Origin of the sequence: Aeromonas sp. NJAU223 (genome assembly GCF_051125555.1) — a bacterium.
Lineage (GTDB): Bacteria > Pseudomonadota > Gammaproteobacteria > Enterobacterales > Aeromonadaceae > Aeromonas > Aeromonas veronii_G.
On sequence record NZ_CP144204.1, the window covers coordinates 3,714,533 to 3,729,068 of the forward strand.

Sequence of the window (14,536 nt, forward strand, 5' to 3'; positions counted from 1 at the left end):
TATCGACTTGACGACTTTGTGATCCAGGACAAACGGCGAACACTTGTAAGCTGTAATAGTAGAGTTTAAACTCCAGCCCGGTTTTGAAAGCCCCCTGCGGGCGTACAACTGTTATGTGAGGATGATTGACGATGTCGCAGTTTCATCTGGTTCGACTGATGCGTGAACGCATTGCCCGCCTTGGCAACAAGGCCGCCCTGCGCGTCCAGCAGGATGGACAATGGCGTGCCATCGGCTGGCGTACTCTGGGTCAGGCCATGGACTATTGTGCCCAGGCCCTGATCCGCGCCGGCCACCAGCCCACCGAGATGGTCGGCATCTATGCCCGCAACATGCCGGAGTGGACCCAGGCCGATCTCGGCATCCTGGCCGCCCGCGGCGTCAGCGTGCCCATCTACCCCACCAGCACCCTGGATCAGCTGCGCTACATCGTCAAAGATGCCGGCATCAAGGTACTGTTCGTCGGCGAGCAGCCCCAGTTCGATCAGGCCCTCCACCTGCTGAACGCGGGTGAGATCAGCCAGATCGTCTCCCTGGACGGCAGCGTCGATCTGCGCGGCTGCGAGCAGGCCAGCCACTTCCAGACCTTCCTCTCAACGGGCAACCATCAGCCCAGCGAGCAGGAGCTGCGGCAACGCGAGCAGCAGTACCGCATGGATGACCTGCTGACCCTCATCTACACCTCGGGCACCACGGGCGAACCCAAGGGGGTCATGCTCGATTTTGCCAACATCGCCGCCTGCTTCGAGATGCACGACAGCCGGCTGGATCTCGGCGAGCAGGACGTCTCCCTGTGCATGCTGCCGCTCAGCCACGTGTTCGAGCGTGCCTGGACCTACTACGTGCTCTATTGCGGCGCCGAGAACGTCTACATCCGCGATCCCCAGAAGGTGATGGATGTCATCGGCGAGGTGAAACCGACCGTGATGTGTGCCGTGCCGCGCCTCTACGAGAAGGCCTACGCCATGATCCAGGCCAAGGTCGCCCAGGCGCCGCGCCTGCGCCGCACCCTGTTTGGCTGGGCTACCCGGGTCGGCAAGCAGATGGTCGCCACCCGTCAGGCGGGCAAGTCCGCCTCCCCCCTGCTCTATCTCCAGCTCGCCCTGGCGGAGCGGCTGGTGTTTCGCAAGCTGCGGGCCCGCTTCGGCGGCCGTACCCGCTTCCTGCCGGTGGCCGGTGCCCGTCTCGCCGACGACGTGAACCTCTTCTTCCAGGCCATGGGGCTCAACCTGAAATATGGCTACGGCATGACCGAGACCACGGCCACCGTCTGCTGCTACGAGGATAGCCAGTTCCAGCTCGGCTCCATCGGCACCGCCCTGCGCGGCATCGAGGTGAAACTCGGTGAGAACAACGAGCTGCTGGTGCGCTCCCCCACCGTGATGCGCGGCTACTACAACAAGCCGGAGGCCACGGCCGAGGTGATGACCGAGGATGGCTTCCTGCGTACCGGCGATGCGGGCGAGCTGGATGCCAGCGGCAACATCTACTTCACCGAGCGCCTGAAAGAGTTGATGAAGACCTCCAACGGCAAGTACGTGGCGCCCCAGCTGGTGGAAGGGACGCTGGGCAAGGATCGCTTCATCGAGCAGATCGCCATCGTCGCCGACGCCCGCCACTTCGTATCGGCGCTGATCGTGCCCTGCTTCGAGTCGCTGGAAGAGTACGCCCGCTCCATCAACCTGCAGTACCAGTGCAAGACCGAGCTGCTGCGCCACTCCCGGGTGGTGGAGTTCTTCGAATCACGCATTCACGAGCTGCAGCAGGAGCTGGCCAAGTTCGAGCAGGTGAAGAAATTCACCCTGCTGCCGAGCGCCTTCTCCATGGAGCTGGGGGAGATCACCCCCACCATGAAGCTGCGCCGCAAGATCATCGAGGCCAAGTACCAGAGCGAGATCGAGGCGATGTACAGCCATGTTTGAGTAATTTGATACTTTCACATACGCCAGATAAATAAAGGCCACCCTAAGGTGGCCATTTTTTATCTTACAAATACCATTAGTTGGCTACTACCATATGAAACATCCTGCTGTTGAGACCAATTTGTTCTAATCCATAAATCTGGGTAATTAGTAGTCCAGCCACCTTTTTTATACCGATAGAAGTTTCCTTGATAATCCAAACTCCCAGGATGACCGACCACGGTATAATCTAGATTCTCGAGTGAACATCCCTCTTTCTCTGCATGAACCAATACTTTCTTACTTAAGTTATCACCTAATGGTGAGCAAAACTTCTGATTACTCGCTTTCGATATGTTCATTACACCCCAAACTTTTGTATCAGGTTGTACAAACAGTATTTCTGTTGACTCATCCCTTAATTGAGTCCATGCACCAGGGTTGAGATATTGATTGCTATTTAATTCAGTGATTTTTTCAACCGGAATATGAATTTCTTTATTGAACCTTACAGCAACCAGTCGCCATCCCCCGCCATCAATTTCCGCATTGCAGTATAAACCGTGATGCCAACCAGTCTCAGTTGCTAAACTGCAATCCAGCTTTTCCTCATCACCCCATTCCATGCGGAAGTCACCACCATTACCATCAATATCATACCAAACACCTTGGTATTGCCTGTCATCTATTAGCTTGCCAAGATAGTAGGTGTTTCTTTGACTCTCATTTTTCTTTAAATTTATTATCTTTTCATTTTCTACAAAACTACCACTTATCAAATCGCCATTATTACCTGGAGATATAACACCATTTTCAACATTCACAACTATTGTTGATGAGGAGGCAGTAGTTTTGTCCAAGGTACCATCAACCCAAGAATCAGTTGTAAGTCTATAATCTTGCTCTACAGCTGAAACACCAATTGGAATTAAAAATAAAAATATAAAAATCTTCATATAACCTCCGCACTAAATGCAGGATCATATATTACTTCACCATTAAACAATGAGACTCATATGGTGTGTTGACTTTACTTCATCAGCTGTTTTAAACATGTATCTATCTAGTAAAATGTTTGGTGAAGAACCTCCACTTAAAATAAATGTATTAAATTAGGATTTTGACGCGAAAGACATAAATCACAATACTAATCCCCCTGCTGATGAAAATGCCCTTAGGGGAAATAGACAGCAAGTAAAACCTAGGACCATCAAGTAGCGTCATGGTTAGATAAAGGCTTGTCCCAACAGCAAAAAGAGGCGCATCGGCGCCTCTTTTCTATGTTCTTCTCGCCATGTGTTGCGGTAAAAAACTTCAGGCCAGCGCCCACTCCACCGCCGCCTCGGCGTGAATGGCGGTGGTGTCGTAGAGGGGCACAGCGGCCTTGGCATCTCCCACCAGCAAGGCAATCTCGGTGCAGCCCAGGATCACCGCCTGGGCCCCCGCCTTCGCCAATCCGGCGATGATCACCAGGTACTCGGCCCGCGATGCGTCAAGTACCTGACCTAGGCAAAGCTCGTCATAGATGATGCGATGCACCCGCTCTTGCTCGGCCTCGGGCGGCACCAACACTTCCAATCCGAACGACTCGGTCAGCCGACCCTTGTAGAAATCCTGCTCCATGGTGAAGCGGGTACCGAGCAGGCCCACTCGCGTCACCCCGTCCGCCACCAGCCGTTTGGCGGTGGCATCGGCGATATGCAGCAGCGGGATCTCGATGGCGGTGGCTATCTCGGGAGCCACCTTGTGCATGGTATTGGTGCCGATCAGCAGACAATCCGCACCTCCCGCCTGCAGGTCCCGAGCGGCGGCACTCAGCAGGCGGGCGGTGGCCGGCCAGTCACCGGCGTGCTGCAACCGTTCTATCTCGGCAAAGTCGACGCTATTGAGCAGCACCCTGGCGGAGTGCAAGCCCCCGAGGCGCGCCCGCACACCCCGATTGAGCGCCTGATAGTAACTGACGGTGGACTCCCAGCTCATGCCACCCAGCAGACCGATACATTTCATCCTTGCTCCTGCGAGGGAATGGTGACCATGCACCACCCGTCGATAAAAAAGGCCCCGAAGGGCCAACAAGACAGAGGGGTAGGTCCGAGGACCTAAATCCAGATCATCAGCACGCAGGCCGCCGTGGCGATCCCCATGCCGAGGTTGAAACGACGCCAGCCTTGGGCGGTGCGGATGAGGCGGCGTACCTGGGCACCAAACAATACCCAGAAGGCACCGGTATAGAGGCCGGTCATGAAGAAGATGGCGAGCACCCAGCTGGCGGATGGCCAGTAGGCCTCTCCCGCCAGGGTGAAACCGCTGATGGCGGAGAGCGCCATCATCCAGGCCTTGGGGTTGAGCAGTTGCAGCATGGCCCCCTGATGGGCCGGGATGAGCGGCCGGTTGCCTTCCGCCGGCCCGTTGGCGGTAGCCACCTTCCAGGCCAGCCAGAGCAGATAGGCCGAACCGACGACCTTCAACCCATCGTGCAATAGCGGCAGCTTCTCGAACACCACACCGAGCCCCAGCGCCATGGCCAGGATCATCAGGTTGATGCCGCCGACCACTCCCACCAACAGGGGCAGGGAGCGGCGAAAACCCTGGGCGGCACCGGCGCTGGTGAGCAGCATGTTGTTCGGCCCCGGGGTACCACAGGTGATCAGGGCAAAGCCCGCCAGGGGAAGCAACCAGTTCAGATCCATCTCAACCTCGATGTGTTACGGCAAGCCTCTTAATATGCAGAGGCCGCCCCCCGACCACAAGCTCACCGATGCATTTTCTTCGCATAAAAAACCAAACAATCATTAATACCAGAGCATCACCACACAGAGCGCCGTCAGGGCACCCAGGCTGCCGTTGAGGCGGCGCCAGCCCTTGTCAGAATTGATCCAGCGGCTGAGTTGATGGCCAAACAGCACCCAGGCGAAGCAAACCGGCAGTCCCGCCATGGGGAAGACCGACATGATGCCCCACAGGCTCGGCCAGTAATCACTGCCCGGCAGGCTGAACAGGCTTATAGCGGAGATCCCCATCATCCAGGCCTTGGGATTGAGGAACTGAAAGCCGAGCCCTTCCAGCAGGGTCAGCGGCCGGGAGCGCCTGGCGGGATCACCGGGAGCACCGGCGACGGCGATGCGCCAGGCGAGCCAGAGCAGATAGAGGCTGCCCAGCACCTGCAGGCTCATCTTGAGCAGGGGCCAGCGCTCGAACAGCGGGTAGAAGCCAAGGGCCAGCACCAGTTGCAGCACCGGCTGGCCGATCACGACCCCGATCAGATGGGGCAGGGTGCGGCGCACGCCGAAGTTGGCTCCGGCCGCAGTCAGCATCAGGTTGTTGGGCCCCGGCGTACCACAGGTCAACAGGGCAAAGCCAAACAGGGTGGCATACCATTCAATGGTCATTGTCTTCTCTCCTTGAACCACATTGTATCGATACAATGTGTCATATAGCGTTGTGCGGTGGGTAACAATCACGCTATATTGAGACAATTCGCCGATCAATGGATTTATTGTCACCATGACAATCTGGACACCCCACCTCGACAGCTTCGAGGGCCCCCTCTATCTGAAACTGGTCAAGGCCATAGAGCAGGCCATTCACGACGGCACCCTGGCCCCCGAGACCCGACTGCCGACCCACAGGGCCCTGGCTGACCAGCTCGGGGTCACGGTCGGCACCATCACCCGTGCCTACTCGGAAGCCGAGCGCCGTGGCCTGCTGGCGGCCCGGGTCGGCCACGGCACCTGGGTCAGGGGGCTGGTGGATCCGGTCAACGAGTGGGTGATCCGCAACGAAGACAATCAGCGCATCGAGCTGTGGCAGAATCTGCCGATCCCGCTGGACAGAGCCGCCATCATCAAGCCCATGCTGCTGGAGTTGGCGAACGGGGATCTCAACGCCCTGCTCGGCTATGACAAGGAGGCGGGTCGCCAGAAGCAGCGCCAGCTGTTCGTCGACTGGCTCACGGCCCTGGGAGTCCAGTGCCGGGAGGATCACCTGCTGTTCAGCCACGGCGCCCAGCACGGCATCATGCTCTCCCTCATGGCCACAGGCTGCGTGGGGGAGACCATCTTGTGCGAGGGGCTCAGCTACCCGGGCATGCTGGGCAATGCCCGCCAGTTGAAGAACCAGGTGGTGGGCCTGCCGCTCGACGAGGAGGGGCTGATCCCGGCCGCCCTCGACGCGGCCTGCCGCCAGCGCCGAGCCAAGTTGCTCTATCTCACCCCTACCCTGCAAAACCCCACCACGGCGGTGATGAGCCTGGCCAGGCGCGAGGCCATCGTCGCCATCGCCCGCCGCCACGATCTGCTGATCATCGAAGATGACGTCAACGGCCTGCTGCCGGAGACCAGCCTTCCGCCATTGGTCAATCTGGCGCCGGAGCGGGTCATCTACCTCGGCAGCCTGGCCAAGATCGCCTGCGGCGGCCTGCGGGTCGGCTTCGTACTGACGCCCCCTCCCCTTCGCAACGCCTTCGCCCAGGCCATGCGGTTGTCGAGCTGGATGGTGAGCCCGCTGCTCATCGAGCTCGCCTGCAAGCTGGTGAGCCAGCACCAGATCATGCCGCTGATCGAGCAGCAGAGACGGATCCTGGCGCGCCGGGGCGAGCTGCTTCGCCACCTGTTGCCGGGCGCCCGTTGGCATCCAGGCTCCATGCACGCCTGGCTGCCCCTGCCCGAGCCCTGGCGCAGCCAGGAGTTCGTGGAGGCCGCCAACGCCCTTGACGTCGGGGTTGCCAGCGGAGAGCACTTCGCCGCGGGCCAGTTTGCCGCGCCGCAAGGGGTACGCCTGAGCCTCAGCCAACCGGCCACCGAGGCCCGCGTCGCCGAGGGTCTTGAGCGGCTGGCCGGTCTGCTGCGGGGCACGCCGCCGACCAATCCCCTGCTATAGTCAGTGGCCGTTTCAGCCCAAGGAGCACCCATGTCCCCCTCCCGCACCACCTTGCTGCTCACCGCCCTGCTGCTGGGAGGCTGCGCCTCCCCGGCCCATCAACAGCTGAGCCGGGCCGTCACCGGCCTGGAAGGGGAACTGGAGCGGCTGGAAGAGGAGCTGGCGGCCATGAACGGGCTCCACTACCAGAAGGCCATCGACGCCCCTGCCGCCCTGCGGGACTACCTCAAGGCCCCCGCGGCCACGGCAGAGGGGCTGGTGCCTGCAGAGATCGCGCTGCAAGATGGTCCCCTGCTGCGCTACCGCTACCAGCTGCCGGCGAGCATGAAGGCGCTACCCACAGACAATCCCTGCCTGCGCTACGAGTTCGAACTGCGCCACCTCGGCCGCCTCGGTCAGCTCGATCTGCACTGGCAGCGGGAAGGCCATCAGGGCCAACGCCTCATCCAGCAGGCCGATTGCCCCTTCTCCGCCAAGGGGCCGGGGCTGCAATAAACCGCGCCCGATGCAAAGAGGGGTTGGCCCATGGCCAACCCCTCTCGTTTTATCACTCCCCGCTTGCTAGAGGATCCCTCGTACCAGGATGCCGGTGATGAGCAGCGGCGCCACCAGTCGCCAGCACCAGAGCAGGCAGGCCCGCAGCACGGGTGAGAGATCGGTGGGCAAGATGCTGTCCCCGAGGCGCCAGCCCAGCAGCAGGGTCAGCACCAGGCCGAACAGCGGCATCATCAGGTTGGAGGTGAGGTAGTCCAGCAGATCGAAGATGGTCTTGCCAAACAGGGTCAGCTCGCTCCAGGGGCCGAACGACAGGCTGACCGGAATACCGGATGCCATGATAAGCAGGGTCAGCACCCGGCAGGCGCCGCGCCGTGACCAGCCCCACTCCTCGGTGGTGAAGCGCACCAGGTGCTCCAGCATGGAGATGGAGGAGGAGAGCGCCGCCACCAGCAGCAGCAGGAAGAAGACCACCGCCAGCCCCTGGCCAAACGGCAGGTGGTTGAACACGGCGGGCATGGTCATGAAGGTGAGGCCGGGGCCCGCGGTAGGGTCTATGCCGGTGGAAGCCAGCGCCGGGAAGATCATCAGCCCCGCCAGCACCGAGATGAGGCTCGCCAGGGTCACCACCCAGACGCCGGAACGCAGCACGCCGTCGCTATTGGGCAGATAGGCACCATAGGTGGTATGCACCCCCAGGCCGATGGAAAGGGAGAAGAAGGCGAGTCCCAGGGCATCCAGCACGCTCTGGCCGGTGAGCATGGAGAAGTCCGGCAGCAACAGCTGGCGCACCCCGGCCAGGGAGCCCGGCATGGAGAGGCCCACCGCCACCAGCAGCAGCATCATGATGAAGAGCGCCGGCATCATCCAGCGCAGGGCCCGTTCCACCCCTTTCTGGATGCCCCCCTGCACGAACCACCAGGTGAGCCCGGCGAACACCAGATGGGTCAGCGCCGGCCACCAGGGGTGACTCACGTAACCGTTGAACAGGGCGGTCAGCGCAGACCCCTCGCTCAGGTTCAGCTTGCCCGCCACCGCCAGCGCCGCATAGCCCACGGTCCAGCCCCCCACCACGCTGTAGAAGCTGTAGATGAAGAAGCCGCACAGTATCCCCATGTAACCCATCCAGCGCCATTTAGGCCCCATCAGCTTGTTGAAGGCGCCGAGTACCCCGCGCTGGCTGCGGCTGCCGAGCAGGGTCTCCCCCACCAGTACCGCCACCCCCAGGGTGAAGCTGAACAGCAGGAACACCAGCAGGAAGGCACCACCGCCGTTGGTGGCGGTCACATAGGGAAACTTCCAGATGGCACCAAGGCCGATGGCGGTGCCGGCCGCCGCCAGCACGTGCCCAAGACGGGAAGACCATTGAACCTGGCTCATACAACCTCCTGGCAAGACAACATTCGATACTCCATGGGTAGCCGCACGATGCGGGACAACAAAAAGGCCGCCTCTGGCGACCTTTGCAATGAACATTCAGACAAACTGCGCGTGCAAGGTCACCTCTCCGAAGAGTGGAAAAATCGACCAAAGGGAAGATTGGAGGGTGACATCAAGGGCAGGGCCTGCACGACGAAACGGAGCCACAGCCTAAACCATGGCAAGAGATGTTGACAGTTAATCCTCCATCCGAGCTCACAATACAGCCAATCAGACAATAAAAACAAAAAATATCAGAATAAAAAGTCACAAAATTAAAACTTCATGGTGCTTTATATACAGTCAATTCTGTCGATAAAGAGACCCCGGCACCGAGTGGTCACCGGGAAATGACGGCTGGCCGGGGAGCACGATCTCCTGCTCCCCGGCCTGCGTCCTCAGATCAGGCCGCGTACCAGGATGCCGCCGATGAGCAGGGGGGCGACCCAGCGCCAGCAACCCATCACCAGCCGACGCCAGTGGGGAGCCAGCCCCTCGGGCAAGGCACGGCGGCCCAGCTTCCAGCCGAGCAGCAGGGTGAGGGCCAGCCCGAACAGGGGCATCAGCAGGTTGGAGGTGACGAAATCCAGCAGCTCGAAGATGTTCTTGCCAAACAGGGTGATGCTCGCCCAGGGGCCGAAGGACAGGCTGACCGGGATCCCCCCCGCCATCACCACCCCGGTGATGAGGTTGCAGGACGCGCGGCGCGACCAGCCGAAGCTCTCCACCAGGAAGCACTGCAGATGCTCCAGCAAGGAGATGGACGAGGAGAGCGCCGCCACCACCAGCAGGGCGAAGAAGATCACCGCCAGCCCCTGGCCGAACGGCAGTTGCTGGAACACCGCCGGCATGGTCATGAAGGTGAGGCCGGGACCCGAGGCGGGATCGATGCCGGTCGCCGCCAGCACCGGGAAGATCATCAGCCCCGCCAGCACGGCGATGAGGCTCGCCAAGAGCACCACCCAGAGGCTGGAACGTCCCACCCCCTCGCTGCTCGGCAGGTAGGCGCCATAGGTGGTGTGGATGCCAAGGCCGATGGAGAGGGAGAAGAAGGCCAGCCCCAGGGCGTCCAGCACCCCGGACATGCCGAGCTTGCTGAAGTCCGGCATCAGGAAGTGGCGCACCCCGGCCATGGCGTTGGGCAGGCTCAGGCCGAAGGCCACCAGCAGCAGCATCATGATGAAGAGGGCCGGCATCATCCAGCGCAGGGTGCGCTCCACCCCTTTTTGCACGCCCCCCTGCACGAACCACCAGGTGAGGCCCGCGAACAGCAGGTGGGTCAGCACGGGCCAGAGGGGATCCCCGACGTAGTCGTTGAAACGGGCGGTGAGGGCAGCGCCATCACCCTGTTGCAGATCCCCCGCCAGGGCCATGCCGGTGTAACCCAGGGTCCAGCCCCCCACCACGCTGTAGAAGCAGTAGATGAGCAGGCTGCACAAGAGCCCCATGGCGCCGACCCAGCGCCAGCGCTTGCCCAGAAGCGTCCCGAAGGCCCCCACGGCGCCGCGCCGGGTCAGGCTGCCGAGCAGGGTCTCCCCCATCAGCACCGCCACCCCCAGGGTGAAACTGAACACGAGAAACACCAGCAGGAAGGCGCCACCGCCGTTGGCGGCGGTGACATAGGGGAACTTCCAGATGGCGCCGAGACCGACCGCGGAACCCGCGGCGGCCAGGATGTAACCGAGCCGGGATGACCATTGGGACTGCTTCATAAGAACTCCAATCTAAGGGCCCGCCAGTTGGACCCCTCATGGCGCACAGATTACGCCGCCCCCCTCGCAATCACTCGTCGTATCTCTGGCTTAAAACCGACTTATTAGCAGCAATGACTAATAATCTTCGGTTTAGCATCCATTCGTGCCATAAAACAAAAACCGGAGCCTGTTTGCTCCGGTTTTGCATTCTCTGGGAACGGCGCGGGACTAGATGACCCCCAGCTCCCGCAACCGCTCCATCAGGTAACTGTGGGCGGTGTGACGCTCGGAGAGCACCACGTCCGGGCGCGGGTGCAGGAACAGCGGCAGGGAGATGCGGGATTTGCTGACGCTGCCACCGGTCGGGTTGATCACCCGATGGGTGGTGGAGGGGTAGTAGCCGTGGGAGGCCTCCTGCAGCATGTCACCGATGTTGATGATCAGGGTGCCAAAGTCGCAAGGCACGTCCATCCACTCCCCGTCGGAGCCCTTCACCTGCAGGCCCGGCTCGTTGGACGCGGGCAGTATGGTGAGCAGGTTGATGTCCTCGTGGGCGGCGGCGCGAATGGCCCCCGGCGCCTCGGTGCCGTCGAACGGCGGATAGTGCAGCACCCGCAGCAGGGTCTTGTGGCTCTCTTCTATCATGGAGGAGAGGGGGGCGCTGTAGTGGGCGGCGATATCGCTCGGGGTGTACTGCTCCACCCAGCCCAGCAGCTCGGCGGCCAGGTTGTTGGCGAGGGCGTAGTACTCCATCGCCTGATCCTTCAGCGCTGCCGGCATCTGGCCCCAGGGATAGAGGTGGAAGTACTCCTTGATGTCCTTCTGGCTGTTGCCCTTGGCCACCTCGGAGACGGAGGGGGGGAAGTAGCCGTCCTGGGTCTCGCGGTTGAACAGGAAGTCGTGCTTCTGCTCGCTCATGAAGAAGCGATACCAGTTGTCATAGATGGACTGCACCAGCTCCTTGGGAATGGGGTGGTTGGTCAGCACCCCGAAGCCGGTGGTACGCAGGGATTCGGTGAAGCGCTCCGCCGCATCGGGGGAACGGTAATCAACGGTCAGGACTTTCATTATTTTTGTTACGCGCCAGTTAAAAGTAGGCGCAGTTTACCCTGCCTCCCCCGGCAAGGAAAGGTTGCCCGATATGGGTTGATAACAGACTGAAAATAATGACAAAAATATCATGACATCCAGGCTTGCCCGGGATGATGACGGGCCCTTGTCCCGCTCAGGCTTCCTCTCTAGAATGCCTGCACTTTTACATTCGGAGCCCTGCCATGTCCCCAAGGATGTTGTTGCCAATCCTGACCCTGCTGCTCGCCGGTTGCAGTTCGTTCTCAGAAGAGGAGTGCCGTGCCATGAGCTGGTACAACCAGGGCTATCAGGATGGCACCGAGGGCAAGACCCGGGCGGCCAGCGCCGGCTACAGCAAGACCTGCGGGGAGTATGGCCTCAAGGTGGACGAGGCGGAATGGCTGCGGGGCTACACCAAGGGGCTGGAGCTCTACTGCATCCCCGAGCTCGCCTACAGCAAGGGCAAGGAGGGGAACGAGTATCTGGGCGTCTGCCCCAACGATACGACCTTCCTCACCCAGTTCGAACGGGGTCGCAAGGAGTTCCTGCTGGCCGAGCGCCTCGGCGATCTGCAACAGGAGCTGGAGCGCACCGAACGAAATATCTACCAGCTGGATCAGCAGATCCGCGCCGAGAACGACGCCAAGCAGCGGGACTACTATCGTGCCCAGCGCGAGCGGGCCATCCGCCACTACGAGGGAGTACGACGGGAGTACAACCGCATCCGCTTCCCGGATCGGGTGATCCAGTTCTCCTTCGGCAGTTGATCTCCTCGGAGCCCCGCCATCCGGCGGGGCTCCCCCCTGTTCAGGGCAAAATCCCGCTCAGGCCAGAACCCAGCGCTGCAGCGCCAGGGCGATGCCGTCTTCGTTGTGATCCGCGGTGACCTTGTGGGCGTGGGCCTGGATCTGGGGCGCCGCATTACCCATGGCCACCGCCAGCCCCACCTGCTCGAACATGCTGATGTCGTTGTTGTTGTCCCCAAAGGCCACCACGTTTTCCATGGCGATGCCCTCGCTCGCCGCCCACTGGGCCAACCGGTTGCCCTTGCTGCAACCGGGTTGTACCAGCTCCACCGCGTAGGGGGCCGCCCAGTCCTGGGTAAAGGGCATGCCCTGCACCACTTCCCCCACGAAGCGGTGCAGGCGGCCCGGATCCTGGTTGAACAGCTCCAGCTTCCAGATGGGGGCCTGCAGCCAGGGCTCGAGATCGTCCGCCGGCAGCAGGGAGATCTTGAGGTGATCGGGCAGGTTGTCGGATCTGCGCTGGATCCTGGCCACATAATCCTCGCAGCCGATGTAGCCGATGCCATCGCTCAGGTGAAACTGCGCCTCCATCTGCTGACTCTCGACCTCGGCCAGCAGGGCCCGCAGCGGCTCGACCGCCAGGGGATCCCCCGCCAGGATGCGGTCTTGCAGCGGATCATAGAGGTAGGCGCCGTTGCTGCAGATGATGGGGGTGTCGAGGGCCAGCTCGTGGTGGAAGGGGCGCGCCGTCATGAAGTGGCGCCCCGTCACCAGCAGCACCTTGATGCCCCTCGCACGGGCCTCGCTCAGGGCGGCCCGGGTCGCGGGCGAGACCTGATGATCCCGGGTCAACAAAGTACCGTCCATGTCCAACGCAATCGCTTTAAACTCGCTCATATCACCTCCAGAGTCTGAGTATCGCGAGGCGCAGGGTGAGAGCAGAGTGGCCGGGCGACAGGGGTAAGGGGTCAAAGAGCCATACCGTCCCAGAGTCGGCGCCCCGATGCAAGCCTCCCCTGCCCCGTCTGCGCCAATTTGTGATCCACCCGGGCCCGGGATCAACCGGGCTCGACCGCCGTGTTCGCCAACGCTCTCCGGTCAGCCGCCCGGCGCAACCCGTAGAAACCGAGGGCACAGATCACCCCGCACAGGGTCGCCAGATAGAAGGGCCACTGGGTCCCCGCCAGCAGCACGACGCTGCCCACCACCACCGCCAGGATCTCGCTGCCCACCGCCAGCCCGCGATAGAGCCCCATCGCCTGCCCCTGCTGGCTGGCATGGCTGCGGTTGGAGACGGCGACCGAGGTCGCCAGCTCCCCCAGACTCATGCCGATGCCGGCCGGGATGAAGGTGAGCGCCAGCCCCCACCACTGGCTCGGCAGCACGAACATCAGCATGCCCGCCGCCATCACCAGATGACCGACGATCCCCAGCGTGCTGCCGCGCCAGTGACGGGCCAGCAACTCCCCGAGCCAGGAGCCCAGCATCATGGGTACGCTCACCAGCACGGCCGCCTGGGCCAACTGCACCGGATCCCAGGCCAGCCGCTCCACCAACCAGACGTTGAAGTAGGTGAAGTAGAGCTGCACCGCACCATAGCTCAGCAGGGTCAGCACGAAGTAGGGCTGCAGCCGGGGTTGCAACAGCAGCTGACGGGTCGAGAGCGGCGCCAGTGCCTCCGTGGTCGCTACTGGTGGCCGGTTGGGGATGAGCCAGAGGATCAGCAGCAGGTTGACCGCCGTCATGGCCACCGCCAGCCAGGCCGCCAGGCTGTAATCCCCGGAGATCACCGCGGCATAGCCCCCGATCATGGGACCCAGCACCCAGCCGAGGTTCATGCCGATGTTGATCCTGGCGAAGTTGCGCGCCTTGGTCTTGGGAGTGCTCAGATCCGCCGCCATGGCCTGGACGATGGCGATGTCGCCGTTGAAGAAGCCTTCGAGTACCCGGCTCAGCAGGAGCAGCGGCAGGGAGCGCCAGGCGATGCCAAGCGCCATCAGGGCGTAGCCCGCCAGCACCCCGATGAGGCAGAGGGTCAGCACCGGCTTGCGACCATAACGATCTGACAGCTTGCCGAGCCAGGGGGCGCCCAGCAGCTGGAACAGGGGGTAGAGCCCCATGATGACGCCGAGCCACACCTTGCGACTCCAGTCCGACGCCTCCGGATCCAGCATGCCCTGGGCCGGATCCAGCATCAGGGGCGCCAGCACCGGGGAGGGTAGACTGAAGCCCGCCACCGCCAGGGTCACCGTCATCACCAGTACCCAGAGGGTGGCCTGCGTCTTGATTCCTTCCATGTTTGCCTCATTAAATAAAGCTATTTGTTTATTTA

General features: G+C 61.7%; 13 protein-coding genes. 4 read left to right on the forward strand and 9 right to left on the reverse strand.

All coding sequences use genetic code 11. The annotated features are described in order from the left end of the window. Window positions 1-131 precede the first annotated feature (131 nt). Window positions 132-1,922 (forward strand): AMP-dependent synthetase/ligase, encoded by a 1,791-nt coding sequence (locus VZC39_RS16920; protein WP_434664041.1) that lies wholly within the window; start codon window positions 132-134, stop codon window positions 1,920-1,922. 59 nt (window positions 1,923-1,981) lie between these two features. Here VZC39_RS16920 and VZC39_RS16925 read toward each other — a convergent pair whose 3' ends face one another. The 4 genes from VZC39_RS16925 to VZC39_RS16940 all read right to left on the reverse strand — a co-directional run bounded on the left by VZC39_RS16925 (window position 1,982) and on the right by VZC39_RS16940 (window position 5,290). Continuing rightward, complete coding sequence (locus VZC39_RS16925; RefSeq protein ID WP_434664042.1) at window positions 1,982-2,857, reverse strand: hypothetical protein; 876 nt, start codon at window positions 2,855-2,857, stop codon at window positions 1,982-1,984. 358 nt (window positions 2,858-3,215) lie between these two features. Then, a complete protein-coding gene (locus VZC39_RS16930; RefSeq protein ID WP_434664044.1) occupies window positions 3,216-3,908 on the reverse strand; it encodes an aspartate/glutamate racemase family protein in 693 nt (230 codons plus the stop codon). A 92-nt stretch (window positions 3,909-4,000) separates the two neighbouring features. After that, window positions 4,001-4,591: a LysE family translocator gene (locus VZC39_RS16935; protein ID WP_434664045.1), complete on the reverse strand. Its 591-nt coding sequence runs from the start codon at window positions 4,589-4,591 to the stop codon at window positions 4,001-4,003. A 102-nt stretch (window positions 4,592-4,693) separates the two neighbouring features. Further along, window positions 4,694-5,290, reverse strand: a complete 597-nt coding sequence (locus VZC39_RS16940) for a LysE family translocator (RefSeq protein WP_349919489.1) — start codon at window positions 5,288-5,290, stop codon at window positions 4,694-4,696. 115 nt (window positions 5,291-5,405) lie between these two features. Between VZC39_RS16940 and VZC39_RS16945 the strand changes: the two genes are divergently transcribed. Both VZC39_RS16945 and VZC39_RS16950 read left to right on the forward strand, forming a co-directional pair. Beyond that, entirely contained in the window at window positions 5,406-6,779 is a 1,374-nt protein-coding gene (locus VZC39_RS16945) for a PLP-dependent aminotransferase family protein (RefSeq protein ID WP_434664048.1), read from the forward strand. Window positions 6,780-6,809: 30 nt separating this feature from the next. Next, complete coding sequence (locus tag VZC39_RS16950) at window positions 6,810-7,274, forward strand: hypothetical protein (RefSeq protein WP_349919492.1); 465 nt, start codon at window positions 6,810-6,812, stop codon at window positions 7,272-7,274. A 66-nt stretch (window positions 7,275-7,340) separates the two neighbouring features. On the opposite strand, the gene VZC39_RS16955 is transcribed toward VZC39_RS16950, so the two are convergent. From VZC39_RS16955 to VZC39_RS16965, 3 genes are all read right to left on the reverse strand, one after another. Continuing rightward, complete coding sequence (locus VZC39_RS16955; RefSeq protein ID WP_349919494.1) at window positions 7,341-8,654, reverse strand: sodium-dependent transporter; 1,314 nt, start codon at window positions 8,652-8,654, stop codon at window positions 7,341-7,343. A gap of 437 nt (window positions 8,655-9,091) precedes the next feature. Next, entirely contained in the window at window positions 9,092-10,405 is a 1,314-nt protein-coding gene (locus tag VZC39_RS16960) for a sodium-dependent transporter (RefSeq protein WP_434664052.1), read from the reverse strand. A gap of 210 nt (window positions 10,406-10,615) precedes the next feature. Continuing rightward, window positions 10,616-11,455: an isopenicillin N synthase family dioxygenase gene (locus VZC39_RS16965; protein WP_434664054.1), complete on the reverse strand. Its 840-nt coding sequence runs from the start codon at window positions 11,453-11,455 to the stop codon at window positions 10,616-10,618. 206 nt (window positions 11,456-11,661) lie between these two features. Here VZC39_RS16965 and VZC39_RS16970 point away from each other — a divergent pair, with 206 nt between their 5' ends. Continuing rightward, window positions 11,662-12,225: a DUF2799 domain-containing protein gene (locus VZC39_RS16970; protein ID WP_349919498.1), complete on the forward strand. Its 564-nt coding sequence runs from the start codon at window positions 11,662-11,664 to the stop codon at window positions 12,223-12,225. Window positions 12,226-12,282: 57 nt separating this feature from the next. Here VZC39_RS16970 and VZC39_RS16975 read toward each other — a convergent pair whose 3' ends face one another. Together VZC39_RS16975 and VZC39_RS16980 are read right to left on the reverse strand one after the other, a co-directional pair. Next, window positions 12,283-13,101: a Cof-type HAD-IIB family hydrolase gene (locus VZC39_RS16975; RefSeq protein ID WP_434664057.1), complete on the reverse strand. Its 819-nt coding sequence runs from the start codon at window positions 13,099-13,101 to the stop codon at window positions 12,283-12,285. 161 nt (window positions 13,102-13,262) lie between these two features. Further along, the gene (locus VZC39_RS16980; RefSeq protein WP_434664059.1) at window positions 13,263-14,501 is read right to left on the reverse strand and encodes an MFS transporter; all 1,239 of its coding nucleotides are present in this window, start codon (window positions 14,499-14,501) and stop codon (window positions 13,263-13,265) included. Window positions 14,502-14,536 lie beyond the last annotated feature (35 nt).

Excerpts from the sequence above, each read along its gene's own strand:
- VZC39_RS16920 (WP_434664041.1), top strand. The coding sequence starts at position 132 with ATGTCGCAGTTTCATCTGGTTCGACTGATGCGTGAACGCATTGCCCGC.
- VZC39_RS16925 (WP_434664042.1), bottom strand. The coding sequence starts at position 2,857 with ATGAAGATTTTTATATTTTTATTTTTAATTCCAATTGGTGTTTCAGCT.
- VZC39_RS16930 (WP_434664044.1), bottom strand. The coding sequence starts at position 3,908 with ATGAAATGTATCGGTCTGCTGGGTGGCATGAGCTGGGAGTCCACCGTC.
- VZC39_RS16935 (WP_434664045.1), bottom strand. The coding sequence starts at position 4,591 with ATGGATCTGAACTGGTTGCTTCCCCTGGCGGGCTTTGCCCTGATCACC.
- VZC39_RS16940 (WP_349919489.1), bottom strand. The coding sequence starts at position 5,290 with ATGACCATTGAATGGTATGCCACCCTGTTTGGCTTTGCCCTGTTGACC.
- VZC39_RS16945 (WP_434664048.1), top strand. The coding sequence starts at position 5,406 with ATGACAATCTGGACACCCCACCTCGACAGCTTCGAGGGCCCCCTCTAT.
- VZC39_RS16950 (WP_349919492.1), top strand. The coding sequence starts at position 6,810 with ATGTCCCCCTCCCGCACCACCTTGCTGCTCACCGCCCTGCTGCTGGGA.
- VZC39_RS16955 (WP_349919494.1), bottom strand. The coding sequence starts at position 8,654 with ATGAGCCAGGTTCAATGGTCTTCCCGTCTTGGGCACGTGCTGGCGGCG.
- VZC39_RS16960 (WP_434664052.1), bottom strand. The coding sequence starts at position 10,405 with ATGAAGCAGTCCCAATGGTCATCCCGGCTCGGTTACATCCTGGCCGCC.
- VZC39_RS16965 (WP_434664054.1), bottom strand. The coding sequence starts at position 11,455 with ATGAAAGTCCTGACCGTTGATTACCGTTCCCCCGATGCGGCGGAGCGC.
- VZC39_RS16970 (WP_349919498.1), top strand. The coding sequence starts at position 11,662 with ATGTCCCCAAGGATGTTGTTGCCAATCCTGACCCTGCTGCTCGCCGGT.
- VZC39_RS16975 (WP_434664057.1), bottom strand. The coding sequence starts at position 13,101 with ATGAGCGAGTTTAAAGCGATTGCGTTGGACATGGACGGTACTTTGTTG.
- VZC39_RS16980 (WP_434664059.1), bottom strand. The coding sequence starts at position 14,501 with ATGGAAGGAATCAAGACGCAGGCCACCCTCTGGGTACTGGTGATGACG.